This window comes from Kitasatospora sp. NPDC005856, from assembly GCF_040629945.1.
Classification (GTDB): Bacteria; Actinomycetota; Actinomycetes; order Streptomycetales; family Streptomycetaceae; genus Kitasatospora.
In genome coordinates this window covers 271835-286656 of the sequence record NZ_JBEXWT010000001.1, presented here as the reverse complement: position 1 = coordinate 286656, position 14822 = coordinate 271835, and the positions used below count along the sequence as shown (strand labels likewise).

Below are 14822 nucleotides of genomic sequence, written 5' to 3'. Positions count from 1 at the left end.
CATGCGGCTCTACCTGCTCGCGCTCAACCCCACCGACTCCGTCACCTCCGGCTTCCTGCCCGCCGCCGCCCGGCTCGGACTGGACGTCACCGTCCTGACCGACGGCGCCGAAGCCCACCGGCGGGCCTACGCCGAGCTGCCCTTCCCCGCACCCGAGGTCCTGGAATGCGACGTCCGCGACTTCCGCGCCGTCATCAGCCTCGTCTCCCGCCGCGCACTCGCCGTCCCGGACCACGCGCCCGACGCGGTGTTCAGCAACAGCGACCACCTCCAGACCCAGACCGCGCTGGCCGCCGAGTACTTCGGCCTCCCGGCCAAGGACTGGAAGGCCGCGCTGCGCGCCAAGGACAAGGGCCAGCTGCGCCGCCACCTCGCGCTGACCGGTCTGGACACCGTCCGGTCCGCCGAGCTGGCCCCCGGCCAGGACCCGGCCGAGCTGGACGTGCCGTTCCCCTGCGTGGTCAAGCCCCGCGAGGGAGTGGCCAGCGAGGACGTCACCCTGGTCACCGACGCCGACGAACTCGCCCGGCGCTGCAAGGAGATCCAGCACCGCAGAGCCGGCGCCACCCTGGTCGTCGAGGAGTTCCTCGCCGGGCAGCTGTGCACCCTGGAGACCCTCGGCGACTCCCGGCGGCGGCACGTCCTCGGCGGCTTCCGCACCCGGCTCTCCCCGCCACCGGACTTCATCGAGGAGGTGCTCACCTTCGTCCCGGCCCACCCGCAGCCGGTGGTCGACCAGGTGCTCGCCCAACTCGACGCGCTGGGCGTCGGTTTCGGCGCCTGCCACACCGAGTTCGTCGTCCAGCCGGACGGCCGCGCCCGCATCATCGAGGTCAACTACCGGGCCATCGGCGACCAGTGCGACCTGATGCTGGCCGAGATCCTCGGCATACCCCTGTTCGAGCTGATCCTCGGCGTCCACCTCGGCCGCGACCTGCCCGCCGACCTCGCCGAGCGGTGCGCCGCCACCCCGCGCCGGGCCCGCAACGAGGTGGTCTGCGCCGACCGCGCCGGCGTGCTCACCGCCGCCCCCGGCCCGTACGACGAGGAGCGCGACGGCGTCCGGCTCGCCTACCGTCCGCTGCGCCCGATCGGCGAGCGCCACGAGCACTACCGCACCAACCGCGACTACCTGGGCGTCGTCTGGACGATCGGCGCCGACCAGGACGCGGTGGACACCGCCGCCGCCCGCTTCCTCGCCGCCAACCGCTGGGAGATCACCCCATGACCGTCGGAGACCGACCCGCCATGGCCCACGGAGACCGCACCGCCACCGGGGCCCGCCCCGCCGCTCCCACCGGGCAGCCGTCGAGCACAACCGCCCAGGCGTGGAGCGCGACCGAGCAGGCCTGGAGCACGGACGCCCAGGCGTGGACCCCGGCCGAACAGGCGTGGACCCCGGCCGAGCAGCTCACCCTGCGCGTGCTCTCCGCCCTGCTGCGCGAGGACGTCCTCGGCCTGCGCACCCGCGGCACGGTCCAGGACCGCACCGACGGCCCCTGGCTGACCGTTCCCGAGCCGCGACTCGCCCTGCCCGTACGCCCGGAGGGCTTCCAGTGCGAGTACGCGGCCCGGCTGCCGCTGCTGGAGCTGGCCGGCCGGCGGATCACCGGCCCGGACGCCGTCGTGGCGGCGCTCGCCGAGTCGGCCGAGACCGAGGACCGGCCCGGCTGGGCGGCCTTCGCCGAGGAGTGCCGGCAGACCCTCGCCACCATGGAGCTGCACGAGCGCGTCCGCCCCGAGGTGCACGCCCGGCTCGCCGACCTGTACGGCGAGGACCCGGCCGCCTGGACCGGCCTCGCCGCCGCCCTCGGCCACGACACCCTGGCCGCCTACCTCGACCACCCGGTCTACCCCACCGCACGCGGCCGCTCCGGCCTCACCGAGCCGCAACTGCGCGCCTACGCACCCGAGTTCCACTCCCCCTTCGAACTGCGCTGGCTGGCCGTCCCGGCCGAGGCGCTGACCGTCCACGGCGACCGGCCGCTGCCGAGCTGGTGGCCCACCCCGGCCTGGCTCGGCCTCGCCGACCGGTGCCCCGGCGAGGGCTGGGCCACGCTTCCGGTCCACCCCCTCACCGTCGGCGCACCGCTGGACGAGGCGCTGGCCGCCACCGGCCTGGCCGGCCGGGCGGTGCTCGCCGAACGGCCGTACCTGACCGTCGTCCCGACGCTGTCCATGCGCACCGTCGCCGTCGCCGACGACCCCACCTGCCACCTCAAGCTCCCGCTGGCCACCGCCACCCTGGGCCGGCTCAACCGCCGTACCATCAAGCCCGGCACGCTGCTCGACGGCGCCGCCGGACAGCGGCTGATCGAGGCCGTCCTGGCGCGCGAGCCGCGCTTCGCCGACCGGGTCCTGCACGCCGACGAGCAGTCCTGGGCTCACGCCGGGCACGAGCTGCTGGCCGTCCTGCTGCGCCGCTATCCGGCCGGACTGGAGCGGGCCTCGACCGTCCCCCTGGCCGCCCTGCTGGCCCCCGCACCCGGTGGCCGGCTCGTCGTCGACCACCTCGCGGACCGCTACTTCGGCGGCGACGTCCTCGCCTGCTACGACGCCCTGCTGGAGCTGTTGCTCGACTGGCAGACCACACTGTTCAACCACGGCGTGGCCCTGGAGTCGCACCAGCAGAACACCTCCCTGGTGCTCGACCGGGACGGCCTGCGCCTGCTCTACAAGGACGACGACGGCCCGCGCGTACACACCGCCCGGATGACCGCCTCGCTCGGCGAACTCGCCCCCGACCAAGCGGAGTTCGACGACGCGCGGATCTTCGGCGAGGACGACCGGGCGCTCGTCGACCTGTTCGTCACCATCACCGGCCACCTGTGCACCGGCGCCCTCGCCTTCGGCCTCGCCGAGCACGGCCGGGCCGAACTCGCGGACACCCTGGCCCTGTTGCGCAAGCGCACGGCGGAGGCCGTGGAACGGATCGGACCGGTCGGCGAACCGCTGCGGACCGCGCTGCTGGACGCCGAGCGACTGCCGGTCAAGGCCATGGTCACCGCTGGAACGCTGCTCAGCAAGCAGCGCTCGGGCGCCGCCGACATCAACAAGCACTACACCAGCGGGCCCAACTACCTGCGTGAACAGGCCTGCGAGCCGCCGCACGGCCACCGGCACGAACGCCCGCGGGACCACCCGGACAGCCATCCGCACGGCCACCGGCTCACGAACGGGACCGCTCGATGAGTGTGGAGACCCTGCCGCAGCAGGCCCAGCCCTCGGCCGACCGCTCCGGCGGGCTCGCCCGGCGCCAGGTGCACGCCGTCGCGGCCTGCTACTTCGTCGCCTCCTTCGCCGCGCTCGGACTGCCGCCCTACCTGACCGCGATCCTGCCCTCGCTCGGCGACCCGCAGGCCCGCTGGGCCGGCGTGCTGTACATCGTCCCTACGGTGTTCAGCGCGCTCGGCGCCCCGCTGTGGGGCCGGCTGGCCGACCGCTTCGGCCGCAAGCGGCTGCTGCTGCGCGCCCAACTCGGGCTCACCGTCTCCTTCCTGCTGGCCGGGGCGGCCGACAGCCTGACCGCGTTCACCCTCGCGCTGGTCCTCCAGGGCTTCCTCGGCGGCACCTTCGCCGCCACCAACGGCTACCTGGCCGCCGCGCTCGACGGTTCCCGGCTCTCCCGTGCCCTCACCCTCATGCAGGGCAGCGCGCGGGCGGCGCTGGTGGCGGCGCCGATCCTGGTCGGGGCGCTCTCCCCGTGGATCGACCCGCACCGCCAGTACCTCGTGATGGCCGTGCTCCCGCTCGCCGCGGCGGTGTTCCTCTCCCTGCTGCCCGAGCCGAAGCGCCCCGAGGCCCCGGCGGCCACCGCCGACCGGTCGGCCGAGCAGCCCGCCACGGTGTCGCTGCTGCCGCTCTACGCCTTCGAGTTCACCTTCGTCTTCGCGACGGTCATCTCCTTCCCCTACCTGATCGCCCTCGCCGAGCAGCGCCTGCCCGGCGTGGACGGCACCACCACCGGCGTGCTGTTCGCCCTGCCGCACCTGTGCTACCTGGTGTTCGCCTCCCGCACCCACACCGTGTTCCACTCCCGCCCGCACACCGGCATCGCGCTCGGCTTCGGCTTCGTCGCGCTCGGTCTGGCCGGGCACGCGGTGGCGTACTCCCTGCCCGTGTTCATCGCCGTCCGCCTGCTGCTCGGGGCCGGGCTCACGCTGGGGCTGGTCTGCCTGGCCGTGCTCGCCGCCGGTGCCGCCCGAGGGCGACAGCCCGGGCGGATGTTCGGCACCCTCGAACTCGTCTCCAAGGGCGGCGCCGTCGCCGCCGGCGCCGTCGCCGCGCTGGCCAACGGACGGTTCGGCGCCGCCGCCCCCGTGGTGGCCGGAACCGCCGCCGCCCTGCTGGCCGCCGTCGCGGCCACCACCCTCATCCTCCCGTCCCTCCGCCAGCGCTGGAGTCGCCGATGACCCCCGAGCAGTCCACCCACTCGCCCAGGACCGACGAACCCCGCGACACCACCGGCCGGCCCTTCGACTCCGGCAGCCGGACCGTCGGCACCGAAGAACTGCCCTCCGCCGACGAGGCGGTGGTGCACACCCTGCTGAACTGCCTGCTGCGCGAGGTCTCCGCACCCGAGCACCAGACCGCCGCCGACGGGGGCCGCCTGCTGCTGCGCCTGCCGCGCCGCGGCGCCCTGCTGAGGGTCGCCCTGCGCCGCACCTCGCTACTCGGCGCGCACCGCTTCACCGGGCCGGTCGAGATCGAACGGGACGGCGACTGGGCCGAGTTGGGCTGGCAGGAGCTGGCCGACTACGTCCAGCACGAACTGGAGCTGCGCACCGGCACGGTGAACGAGGAGTTCGTCGACCAGGTCGCCTCCAGCCACCACGGCGTCCGCCAGGGCCTGGACCACCGGCCGGACCCCGGCGCCGACCGCTACCTGGAGTCCGAACAGGCCCTGCTGTTCGGCCACCGCTTCCACCCGGCCCCCAAGTCCCGCTCCGCCGCCCGCGGCGACTGGCGCCACTACGCCCCCGAGTCCCGCGCCGCCTTCCCGCTGCGCCATCTGGCCGTCCGCGCCGACCTGCTGGCCGAGGAGTCGCTGGACCGCAGCGCGACCGAACTGCTGGACGGGCTCGGCGAGGTGCCGGACGGCTACCGGCTGCTGCCCGCCCACCCCTGGCAGTACCAACTCGTCGGCGACCACCCGCTGCTGCGCGCGGCCCTGGCCCGGGGCGACGTCCTCGACCTGGGCCCGCGCGGCGAGCGCTTCACCGCCACCGCCTCGGTGCGCACCCTGCACGGCTCCGACGCCTTCCTCAAGTTCAGCCTGAACGTCCGCATCACCAACTGCCTGCGCAAGAACGCCGCTTACGAGCTCACCGGAGCCGTCGCACTCACCCGACTGCTCGCCCCGGCCCTGGCCGACCTCGCCCGCCGCTTCCCCGCCTCGGCCATGCTGCGCGAACCGGCCTTCCGCACCCTCGCGCTGCCCGGCGCCGACGGCCACCCCGACCGGGCACTGTACGAGGGCTTCGGCCTGATCGTCCGGGAGGGCTTCGGCGGCGTGCTGCGGCCCGGCGTCACCCCGCTGCTCGCGGCCGCCGTCGCCGACGAGCACCCGACCAGCTCCGCGCACATCTCCCGCCTGCTGGGCGCGGGTTCGGACGGCGCGGCGGCGCTCGACTGGTGGCGCGACTACCTGCGCCTGCTCGTCCCGCCGGTCCTGGCCGCCTACTTCGACCACGGCGTGGTGCTCGAACCGCACCTGCAGAACGTGCTGATCGGCGTGGACCCCGCCGGCCGGCCCGTCCAGGTGCTCTTCCGCGACCTGGAGGGCACCAAGCTCGTCCCCGAGCAGAACGCCGACATCCTCGCCGCGCTCCCGCCCGAGGTGGCCGGCCCGATGACCTACGACGCGGAGCGCGGCTGGGACCGGGTGGTGTACTGCCTGCTGGTCAACCACGTCGCCGAACTGCTCGCCGCGCTCGCCGACCGCCACCCCGAGCTGGAGTGCGCGCTCTGGCAGGCCGTCCGGGACACCCTGGAGGAGTACGCCGCCGCACACGGCTGCCCGCCCCGGCTGCGCGCGCTGCTCGCCGGCGTCCCACTGCCCGCCAAGGCCAACCTGCTGACCCGCTGGGAGCGCAAGGCCGACCGGGAGGCCGGCTACGTCCGACTGCCCTCCCCGCTGGCCGGTTCCGTCCTCGCCGGGGCCGCCCGCATTCCCGCCCGCACGCCGGCCGGCACGTCGGGTGGCACCGCCGCCAACGCGCCCGCCCGTACGCCCGTCAACGCCCACGCCGACACGCCCGTCCGCCTTCCCGCCGGGAGCACCGCCCGATGACGACCGAGACCGCCCGGCCGACCGAGGCCGTCCGCAGCTTCACCTCCGGCCTCACTCCCGACGAACTTCCCGCCTATGTCCACGACTTGACCGCCCTGCGGGAGCACGCCGCCGCCGTCCGGGCCGCGCTGCCCGAGCGGGTCGAGCTGTACTACGCCGCCAAGGCCAACCCGGAGGCGCCGCTGCTGACCGCGCTGCGCTCGGCGGTCGACGGCTACGAGGTCTCCAGCGGCGGGGAGTTGGCCCACGTCCGGGCCGCCGTGCCGGACGCGCCACTGGCCTTCGGCGGACCGGGCAAGACTCCGGCCGAGATCACCGCGGCGGTGGACGCCGGGGTGCACCGCTGGCACATCGAGAGCGAGCAGGAGCTGCACCGGCTGGCCGCCGTCCTCGCGGACCTGCCCGGCACGACCGTGGACGTGCTGCTGCGGGTCAACCTCGCGGTCGAAACGGCGGCGCTCGACGCAGTGCCGCTCGCGATGGGCGGCCGTCCGACGCCGTTCGGGCTGGACCCGGACCGGGCCGAGGAGTGCGTCCGACTGCTCACCGGCGGCGATCCGGCGGCGCGGCAGCTGCGGCTGCGCGGCGTGCACGCCCACCTGGCCAGCGGGCTCTCGGCGGCGGAGCAGCTGTCGGTCGCGGCGCAGATCGTCGCCTGGTCGGCCGCCCTGGCCGAGCGGCACGGCTTCCCGCTGGCGGAGGTCAACATCGGCGGCGGAATGGCCGTGGACTACGCGGCCCCGTCCGCCCGCTTCGACTGGACGGCCTTCGGCGAGGGCCTGGCCAAGCTGCTCGACGCCCACCCCGGGCTGACCCTGCGGATCGAGCCGGGCCGGGCGCTGACCGCCTACTGCGGCTGGTACGCGACCGAGGTCCTGGACGTGAAGGCGAGCCACGGCGAGGACTTCGCGGTGGTCCGCGGCGGCACCCATCACCTGCGCACGCCCGTGACCCGCGGCCACTCCCAGCCCTTCGCGGTGCTCCCGGTGGACGCCTGGCCGCACCCCTGGCCGCGACCGGCCGTCACCAGCGGCCGGGCCACCCTGGCCGGGCAACTCTGCACCCCGAAGGACGTCCTCGCCCACGCGGTCGAGGGCGCGGACGGCCTGCGGACGGGCGACCGGGTGCTGTTCGCGATGGCGGGCGCGTACGCGTGGAACATCTCGCACCACGAGTTCCTGATGCACCCTCGCCCGGGCTTCCACTACCTGGGCAGCGACGGACCGAGCCCGGCAGACCGATGACGAATGACAGCTGACAACTAACAGCTGACAGATTTCGAAATCTGTCAGCTGTTAGTTGTCAGCCGTGCGCGGTCGGCGGTCACCCGTCATCCGTCAGTCGTGCGCGGTCAGCCGTCAGCCGTTCGCCGCCGCCTCCCGGCTGCCACCACCGCCCCCGGTCCGCCGCCGCCCCGTTCCTCCGCTCGTGGGAGAGTGGTAGGCAGCGAAGGGAGCGCGAACGTGCTGATGGACAAGGTGGCGGAGATACTCGCCGAGGCGTCGGCCGAGGCGGTGGAGCCGCGCTTCCGGGCGCTGGCCGCCGGCGAGGTGATGGAGAAGGCCCCCGGTGAGGTCGTGACGGTCGCCGACCGCGAGGCCGAAGCGATCATCGCCCGCCGACTGCACGAGCTGCTGCCCATCCCCGTGGTCGGCGAGGAGGCGGTCGCCGCCGATCCGTCGCTCGCCCTGGCCCTTCGCGACGAGCCCGCCGCCTGGCTGGTCGACCCGGTGGACGGCACCGCCAACTTCGTCGCCGGTAGACCCGAGTACGCCGTGATGTGCTCCCTGGTCCGCTCCGGCCGGACCGTCGCCTCCTGGATCTGGCAGCCCGCCACCGCCACCACCTACTGCGCCGAACTGGGCTCCGGCGCCTGGCGCGACGGCGTGCGCCTGACCCGCCCACCGGCGCCCCAGGACGTCGCGAAGCTCCGCGGCTCGGTGAAGAGCCGGTACCTCGACGCCGAGCACCGCCGCCGACTCCAGGACAACATCGCGTCCTTCGGTGAGATCTCCCCCGGCCGGCACGCCGCCGGGATCGAGTACCCGGACGTCGTCGAGGGCCGCTGCGACTTCATCCTCTACTGGCGCACCCTTCCCTGGGACCACGCCCCCGGCTCGCTCCTGGTCACCGAGGCCGGCGGCGTCTCCGCCCGCCCGGACGGCAGCCCGTACCGGCCGGAGGCCCCCGGCTGCGAGGACGGTCTCCTGGTCGCCTCCGACCCCGAGACCTGGGAGCTCACCCGCTCGATCCTCCTGGGCGGCTGACCCCGGGGCCCGATCCACCCCATCCGCCCCGAGCACCGGCCCACCCGGACCGCGGACCCAGACCGCCCGCCCGCCCGGACCGCGGACCCCCGACCCGGACCACCATCCGCCCGGACCGCGGACCGCCGGCCGGCCCGGCACCGCCCGCCCTACCCCGCCCGCTCGCCCACCACCTTGTGCCCGGCGCCCACCACCTCCCGCAGCAGCGCGCCGACCTCCCCCACCGTGGTGTGGGGGTTCAGCAGCGTGAGCTTCAGCCGGACCCGGCCCGGACCGTCGCCCGGCAGTTCGGTGCGGCCGACCACCGCCCGGCCGGTGCGCAGCAGCAGGCGCCGCAGCCGGCCGTTCACCTCGTCCAGCGCCGCCTCGTCCGTCACCCCGGGCGGCCGGTAGCGGAAGAGGACGGCGGTGAGCACGGGCTCGGCGTGGAGTTCCAGCACCGGGTCGGCGCGCACGGCGTCGGCGGCGGCTCGGGCGAGGTCGTGGCAGCTGTCGACCAGCCGGCCGAGTCCCTCGCGGCCGAAGGTGCGCAGGGTGACGGCGAGTTTGAAGGCGTCGGCCCGGCGGGTGGTGCGCAGCGATCGGCCGAGCAGGCTGGGGTAGCCGGCCTGCTCGTCGTCGACCGGGTTGAGGTACTCGGCGCGGCGGGCGAGCGAGACGTACGTCTCCGCGCGGCGGACCAGGAAGACCCCGGCCGCGGCCGGCTGCCAGCCGAGCTTGTGCCAGTCGAGCGAGACCGAGTCGGCGCGGGCGATGCCGTCGAGCAGCGGGGCGAGCCGGTCGGAGAGCAGCGCGCCGCCGCCGTACGCGGCGTCCACGTGCAGCCAGGCGCCGTAGCGCTCGGCGAGGTCGGCGGCGGCGGGCAGCGGGTCGATGGCTCCGGTGTCGGTGGTGCCGGCGGTGGCGACCACGGCGATCGGGGTCCGTCCGGCCCAGCTGGCCTCGGCCATCGCCCGTTCCAGTTCGTCCTCCCGCATCCGCAGCCCGCGGTCGACCGGGACGGGGATGACGGCCCGCTCTCCGAGGCCGAGCAGGGCGGCGGCGCGCTGGACGGAGAAGTGCGCGGCCTCGGAGGCGAGGATGCACGGCCGGGCGCCGGTCGGGATGCCGTCCAACTCCACGATGCCGTCGAGCTTCTGGTCGCGCGCCAGCATGAGCCCCATGAGGTTGGACTCGGTGCCGCCGGAGGTGAGGACGCCGGCGGCGCGCGTCGGGTCGTAGCCGACCAGGCCGGCGATCTCCAGGAGCAGTGCGCTCTCCAGGGCGGTGGCGGCGGGCGCCTGGTCCCAGGAGTCCTGGGAGGGGTTGAGGGCACTGACCGCGAGGTCCGCGGCGGCGGCGACGGCGAGCGGCGGGCAGTGCAGGTGCGCGGCGCAGGCCGGGTCGGCGGGGTCGGCGGCGCCGTAGGCGAGGAGTTCGGTGAGCCGGGCGAGCGCGCCCGGCCCCTCGCCCGCGGCCAGCGCGTCGTCGACCAGTGCGGCGATCTCGGCCGGGCTGCCCGCCGGCAGCGGTCCGGAGCGCATCGCGGTGCCGGTCTCCAGGGAGTCGAGGACGGTGGCCAGCAGTGGTCCCAGCGCGGCCGGCCCGGCCGCGCCGCCCGCCAGGGCGTCCGTCGCGACGCCGTCCCGGGGGAGGCCGACGGGGCCGGATCCGGGGCCGGAACCGGGATCGGAATCCGGGCCGCTCACCGCTGGCCCCGAATCCTCGGCGCACCCGCCGGGCCGTTCGCCGAAACGCGCGCCGACCCACCCGACGGCACGCACGACGGCACGCTCGCCGATCCACCCGTCCGCCCGGTCGTGGAAGCTGCGCAAGCCGTGGAAGCCGCCGCGATCGCCTCGGCCAGCCGCTCCAGGACCGCCGCCACCTGCTCGTCCGTGATCGTGAGCGGCGGGAGCAGCCGCAGCACCGCGTCGTGGCGTCCGCCGAGCTCGACGATCAGCCCGCGCGCCAGGCAGGCCTCCCGGACCCGCACCGCGAGCGCCGGGTCGGCCGGCCGGGCACCGCAGGCGTCGGGCTCGGCCGCCGGGTCGACCAGTTCGACCCCGAGCATCAGCCCCCGGCCGCGCACGTCGCCGATCACCGGCAGTTCGACGGCGAGTTCGCGCAGCCGGGCCGCCATCCGCTCGCCGACGGCGGCGGCCCGCTCGGCCAGCCCGTTCGCCGCGACGTGGCGCAGCGTCGCGGCCCCGGCGGCCATGGCGAGGGTGTTGCCGCGGAAGGTGCCGGTGTGGGCGCCGGGCCGCCAGCCGTCGTAGTCCTCGCGGTAGACGACGACGGCGAGCGGCAGGCTGCCGCCGATGGCCTTGGAGAGGACCATGGCGTCCGGGACGATGCCGCTGTGCTCGATCGCCCACATCGCGCCGGTCCGGCCGACTCCGGTCTGCACCTCGTCGACGATGAGCGGGATCCCGCGCTCGGCGGTGATCCGGCGCATCGCGCGCAGCCAGTCGTCGGGCGCGGGGACGACCCCGCCCTCGCCCTGGACAGCCTCCAGGATCATCGCGGCGGGCGCCACCACACCGCCCGAGGGGTCGTCCAGCAGCCGCTCCACGTAGGTCGCGGCGAGCTCGGCGCCCGCGTCGCCGCCGACCCCGAACGGGCAGCGGTAACCGTACGGGAAGGGCAGCCGGGCGACCTCGCCACCGCTCGGCAGCGGCTCCTTGACGGCGACGTTGCCGGTGAGCGCGAGGGCGCCGGCGGTCATGCCGTGGTACGCGCCGGTGAAGGCGAGCGCGCCGGAGCGGCCGGTGGCGGTCTGCATCAGCTTGAGCGCGGCCTCGACGGCATCCGTCCCGGCCGGTCCGCAGAAGTGCACCCGGGCGCGGGCGGCGAGCTCCGCGGGCAGGCTCTCGAACAGCGCGCTGGTGAAGTCGTCCTTCTCCGCGGTGGCGAGGTCGAGCAGGTGAAGCGGGGCGCCGCTGTCGAGGGTGCGGCGGATCGCCTCCAGCACCACCGGGTGGTTGTGGCCGAGGGCGAGCGTGCCGGCGCCGGAGAGGCAGTCGAGGTAGCGCCTCCCGTCGGCGCCCTCGACGGTCATGCCGTGGGCGCGGACCGGGACGATCGGGAAGGAGCGGGCGTACGTTCTGGCGGCGGACTCGCGGACGCGCTGACGGCGCAGGATGGCTTCACCGGCGGCCGGGGCTCCGGAGGCGGCCTGGACGGGTACGGCAGCGAGTGACACGAGAGACCCCCAGGGGAAGTTAGGTTAGCCTAACTTTACTGCCCTTGACCTGGCGGAACGCCGGGGGATCTCCAGAACCACCCATGCGAGTGAACCTCCCCCGGCTCCTCCAACGAGCGCCGCGCGGAATGGTCACGGCTCGCGCCCGCAGCTCTCACCGACCTCCGGGACCGGCCTGCCGACCGTGCCGACCACCGCGACCACCGCGACCGACCCTGCCGACCCTGCCGACCGCCGGCCATGCCCTCGCGCCAGCCCCGGCTCCGGCACTCAGGCCCGGCCCCGCCACCGGTAGCAGAGCTCCGGCCGCCCGACGCTCCCGTACTGCGGCTCGCGCACCGCGCAGCCCGTCTCCACCAGGTGCTCCAGGTAGCGCCGCGCGGTGATCCGCGAGACCCCGGCGGCGGCGCCCGCGGCCGCGGCCGACAGCCCGGTGGCCGCCTCGCGCAGCACCGAGGCGACGGTGTCCAGGGTGGGCGCGCTCAGCCCCTTGGGCAGGGTGCTGCGCTCCGGCGTACGGAGCAGGGCGAACGCCTGGTCGACCTCCTCCTGCCCGGTCGCCTCGCCGGTGCGCCCGAGGCTGTCGCGGTAGCGGGCGTAGCGCTCCAGTCGATCGTGCAGGGCGGCCGCGCTGAACGGTTTCAGCAGGTACTGCACGACGCCCGCGGAGACCGCCTGCCGGACCATGGCGAGGTCGCGGGCCGAGGTCACCGCGATGACGTCGGCGCTGTGGCCGGCCGCGCGCAGCGTGCGGCAGAGCTGGAGCCCGTGGCCGTCCGGCAGGTAGAGGTCGAGCAGGACGAGGTCGACGGGTGTCCCGGCGGCGCGGGCCCGGTCCAGGAAGCGCAGCGCGTCGGCGCAGCTGTGGACCGTCCCCGCAGCGTGGAAGCCGGGCTCGCGCCGGACGTACAGGGTGTGGGCGGCGGCGGCCACCGGATCGTCCTCGACCACCAGGACGGAGATGCCCGCCGAGGCGGCGGTGTCGGCGGTGCCGCTCACACCAGCGCCCCTTCCTGCTCCCGGCCGGTGGACTCCCCCGACGTGCGGAGCTCCCCCGGCTCGACGGCGGCCGCACCCGGCCGCCCGGCCAGCGGCAGCCGCACCGTGAGCACCGCGCCGCGCTCCCGCCCGACCTCGACGGAGCCGCCGTTGCGCCGGGCGGTCTGGGCGACCAGTGCCAGCCCGAGCCCGTGCCCGCGGCCGTCCTGCTTGGTGCTCCAGCCGCGCCGGAACACGTCCTCGACCGCGCCCGGGTCGATCCCCGCGCCGGTGTCGGCGACCCGGAGCAGCAGGCAGTCCCCGGCCGCCACCTGGCCGTCACCGCCGTCGGCACCACGGCCGTCACCAGCGTCACCACCGTCGGCACCGCGGTCCGGGCCTCCGCAGTCCCGGCCGCGGGCGACCCGCGCCGTGACGGTGACCTCCGGCGGGACGGGACTCTCGGCCGCGCCGGCGATGGCGGCGTCCACGGCGTTGTCGATCAGGTTGCCGAGCACGGTGATCAGGTCCCGTGCGGAGAGCCCGGGCGGCAGCACTCCGTCATCGATCCGGCTGTCCTCGGTGAGGGTCAACTCCACGCCCCGTTCGGCGGCTTGGGTCGCCTTGCCGAGCAACAGCGCGGCCAGGACCGGCTCGCTCACCGCCGCGACCACCCGGTCGGTGAGCTGCTGGGCGAGTTCGAGCTCGGCAGTGGCGAACTCCACCGCCTGCTCGTGGCAGCCGAGTTCGATCAGCGAGACCACCGCGTGCAGGCGGTTGGCGGCCTCGTGCGCCTGCGCGCCGAGCGCCTCGGTGAAGCCGCGCACCGAGTCCAACTCGCCGCTGAGCGCCTGGAGTTCGGTGTGGTCCCGAAGGGTGACCACCCGACCGAGCCCGGTGCCGGTGCCGATGGTGGAGGTGTTCAGCACCACGACCCGCTCGGCGGTCAGGTGCACCTCGTCCCGGACCGGCTCCTCCCCCAGCACGGCCGCCACCAGCGCCTCCGGCAACCCCAGCTCCACCACCCGACGACCGTCCACGTCGCCCGCCAGGCCGAGCAGTTCCCGGGCCGCGTCGTTGCACAGCACCACCCGGTGCGAGCGGTCCAGCAGGACCAGCCCCTCGCGCACCGCGTGCAGAGTGGCCTGGTGGTACTCGTAGAGGTGACTCAGCTCGTCCGGCCCCATACCGTGAGTGTGCCGCCGCAGCCGGGAGTTGGCGAGGTAGGTGCCGACCCCACCGACCGCGAGCGCGGCCACCGCCACGCCGACCAGGGCGAGCAGCGGACCGCTCAGCTGCGCGGAGATCGATTCCACCGTGAGGCCCGCGCTGATCAGGGCGACCACCCGGTGCCGGTCGTCCCACACCGGGGTGACCACCCGCACGGACGGTCCGAGCGTGCCGGTGTACGTCTCGCTGCGGGTCTGCCCGGCGAGCGCCCAGTCGATGTGCCCGAGGTAGGTCCGCCCGATCTGCTCGGGCAGCGGGTGGGTCCAGCGCACGCCGTCGGTGTCCATGACGGTGATGAAGGAGACCCCGGTGTCGGCCCGCACCTGCTCCACGTACGGCTGGAGCACCGAGGTCGGGTCCGGACCGACGACGGCGGCCCGGACGGACGGCGAGTCGGCGACGGCGTGCGCGACGGCGGTGACCTGGCGGCGGGCGGCGTCCTCGGCGCGGTCGGCGGTGAAGAGGTACGCGAGCACCGTCCCACCGGCGACCACGGCGGCGACGATCACCACCTGGACGACGAACAGCTGCCCGGCCAGGCTGTGGACCAGGCGCCCGGGCAGGCACCGGACCAGCCGGGAGGGGAAGCGCCGGGGCAGCCGCCGGAGCGGATGCCGGGCCTGGCGTTGGGCCTGGTGCCGGGACGACTCCGGAGACGGCCGCCGGGCTCCGCGGCCCGTCGGCCGGTGCGAACGGCGGCGCGGGGCGGTGGGGGCGGTGCGCTCGGACATGCCTGCCAGTGTGCACCACGCTCCAGGACGTCCCGGGGCCCGTCCGGCCCGCACCTGTCGACGGACCCGCCGTCCGGGCCGCCCGCACCGTTCGTGAACTCTATGAACGCAAACGTGACCTCCGTCACCTCCGGGGCCCA

10 protein-coding genes are annotated in these 14822 nt (G+C 75.4%); 6 read left to right on the top strand and 4 right to left on the bottom strand.

The genetic code is table 11. The features are described 5' to 3' along the window. Position 1 precedes the first annotated feature (1 nt). The 6 genes from ABZ449_RS01205 (at position 2) to ABZ449_RS01180 (ending at position 8559) form a co-directional block, all read left to right on the top strand. The gene (locus tag ABZ449_RS01205) at positions 2 to 1228 is read left to right on the top strand and encodes an ATP-grasp domain-containing protein (RefSeq protein WP_360338066.1); all 1227 of its coding nucleotides are present in this window, start codon (positions 2 to 4) and stop codon (positions 1226 to 1228) included. Continuing rightward, entirely contained in the window at positions 1225 to 3192 is a 1968-nt protein-coding gene (locus ABZ449_RS01200) for an IucA/IucC family protein (RefSeq protein ID WP_360338063.1), read from the top strand. Before ABZ449_RS01205 ends, ABZ449_RS01200 begins: the two co-directional genes overlap by 4 nt. Further along, on the top strand, positions 3189 to 4412 hold the full coding sequence (locus tag ABZ449_RS01195) for an MFS transporter (RefSeq protein WP_360338060.1): 1224 nt from the start codon (positions 3189 to 3191) through the stop codon (positions 4410 to 4412). Before ABZ449_RS01200 ends, ABZ449_RS01195 begins: the two co-directional genes overlap by 4 nt. Next, positions 4409 to 6292 carry an IucA/IucC family protein gene (locus ABZ449_RS01190; RefSeq protein ID WP_360338057.1) on the top strand — a complete coding sequence of 628 codons (1884 nt, stop codon included), beginning with the start codon at positions 4409 to 4411 and terminating at the stop codon, positions 6290 to 6292. The genes ABZ449_RS01195 and ABZ449_RS01190 overlap by 4 nt, the downstream gene beginning before the upstream one ends. Next, on the top strand, positions 6289 to 7536 hold the full coding sequence (locus ABZ449_RS01185) for a type III PLP-dependent enzyme (RefSeq protein WP_360338054.1): 1248 nt from the start codon (positions 6289 to 6291) through the stop codon (positions 7534 to 7536). Before ABZ449_RS01190 ends, ABZ449_RS01185 begins: the two co-directional genes overlap by 4 nt. A 225-nt stretch (positions 7537 to 7761) precedes the next feature. Then, positions 7762 to 8559 (top strand): inositol monophosphatase family protein, encoded by a 798-nt coding sequence (locus ABZ449_RS01180; RefSeq protein WP_360338776.1) that lies wholly within the window; start codon positions 7762 to 7764, stop codon positions 8557 to 8559. A 149-nt stretch (positions 8560 to 8708) separates the two neighbouring features. On the opposite strand, the gene ABZ449_RS01175 is transcribed toward ABZ449_RS01180, so the two are convergent. The 4 genes from ABZ449_RS01175 to ABZ449_RS01160 all read right to left on the bottom strand — a co-directional run bounded on the left by ABZ449_RS01175 (position 8709) and on the right by ABZ449_RS01160 (position 14682). Further along, the gene (locus tag ABZ449_RS01175; protein WP_360338773.1) at positions 8709 to 10163 is read right to left on the bottom strand and encodes a pyridoxal-dependent decarboxylase; all 1455 of its coding nucleotides are present in this window, start codon (positions 10161 to 10163) and stop codon (positions 8709 to 8711) included. Between the two features lie 80 nt (positions 10164 to 10243). Continuing rightward, on the bottom strand, positions 10244 to 11743 hold the full coding sequence (locus tag ABZ449_RS01170; RefSeq protein ID WP_360338051.1) for a diaminobutyrate--2-oxoglutarate transaminase: 1500 nt from the start codon (positions 11741 to 11743) through the stop codon (positions 10244 to 10246). 270 nt (positions 11744 to 12013) lie between these two features. Next, positions 12014 to 12742: a response regulator gene (locus tag ABZ449_RS01165; protein WP_360338048.1), complete on the bottom strand. Its 729-nt coding sequence runs from the start codon at positions 12740 to 12742 to the stop codon at positions 12014 to 12016. After that, positions 12739 to 14682 carry a sensor histidine kinase gene (locus ABZ449_RS01160; RefSeq protein ID WP_360338046.1) on the bottom strand — a complete coding sequence of 648 codons (1944 nt, stop codon included), beginning with the start codon at positions 14680 to 14682 and terminating at the stop codon, positions 12739 to 12741. The genes ABZ449_RS01165 and ABZ449_RS01160 overlap by 4 nt, the downstream gene beginning before the upstream one ends. Between the last annotated feature and the right edge of the window lie 140 nt (positions 14683 to 14822).

Excerpts from the sequence above, each read along its gene's own strand:
- ABZ449_RS01185 (WP_360338054.1), top strand. The coding sequence starts at position 6,289 with ATGACGACCGAGACCGCCCGGCCGACCGAGGCCGTCCGCAGCTTCACC.
- ABZ449_RS01195 (WP_360338060.1), top strand. The coding sequence starts at position 3,189 with ATGAGTGTGGAGACCCTGCCGCAGCAGGCCCAGCCCTCGGCCGACCGC.
- ABZ449_RS01205 (WP_360338066.1), top strand. The coding sequence starts at position 2 with ATGCGGCTCTACCTGCTCGCGCTCAACCCCACCGACTCCGTCACCTCC.
- ABZ449_RS01180 (WP_360338776.1), top strand. The coding sequence starts at position 7,762 with ATGGACAAGGTGGCGGAGATACTCGCCGAGGCGTCGGCCGAGGCGGTG.
- ABZ449_RS01200 (WP_360338063.1), top strand. The coding sequence starts at position 1,225 with ATGACCGTCGGAGACCGACCCGCCATGGCCCACGGAGACCGCACCGCC.
- ABZ449_RS01190 (WP_360338057.1), top strand. The coding sequence starts at position 4,409 with ATGACCCCCGAGCAGTCCACCCACTCGCCCAGGACCGACGAACCCCGC.
- ABZ449_RS01160 (WP_360338046.1), bottom strand. The coding sequence starts at position 14,682 with ATGTCCGAGCGCACCGCCCCCACCGCCCCGCGCCGCCGTTCGCACCGG.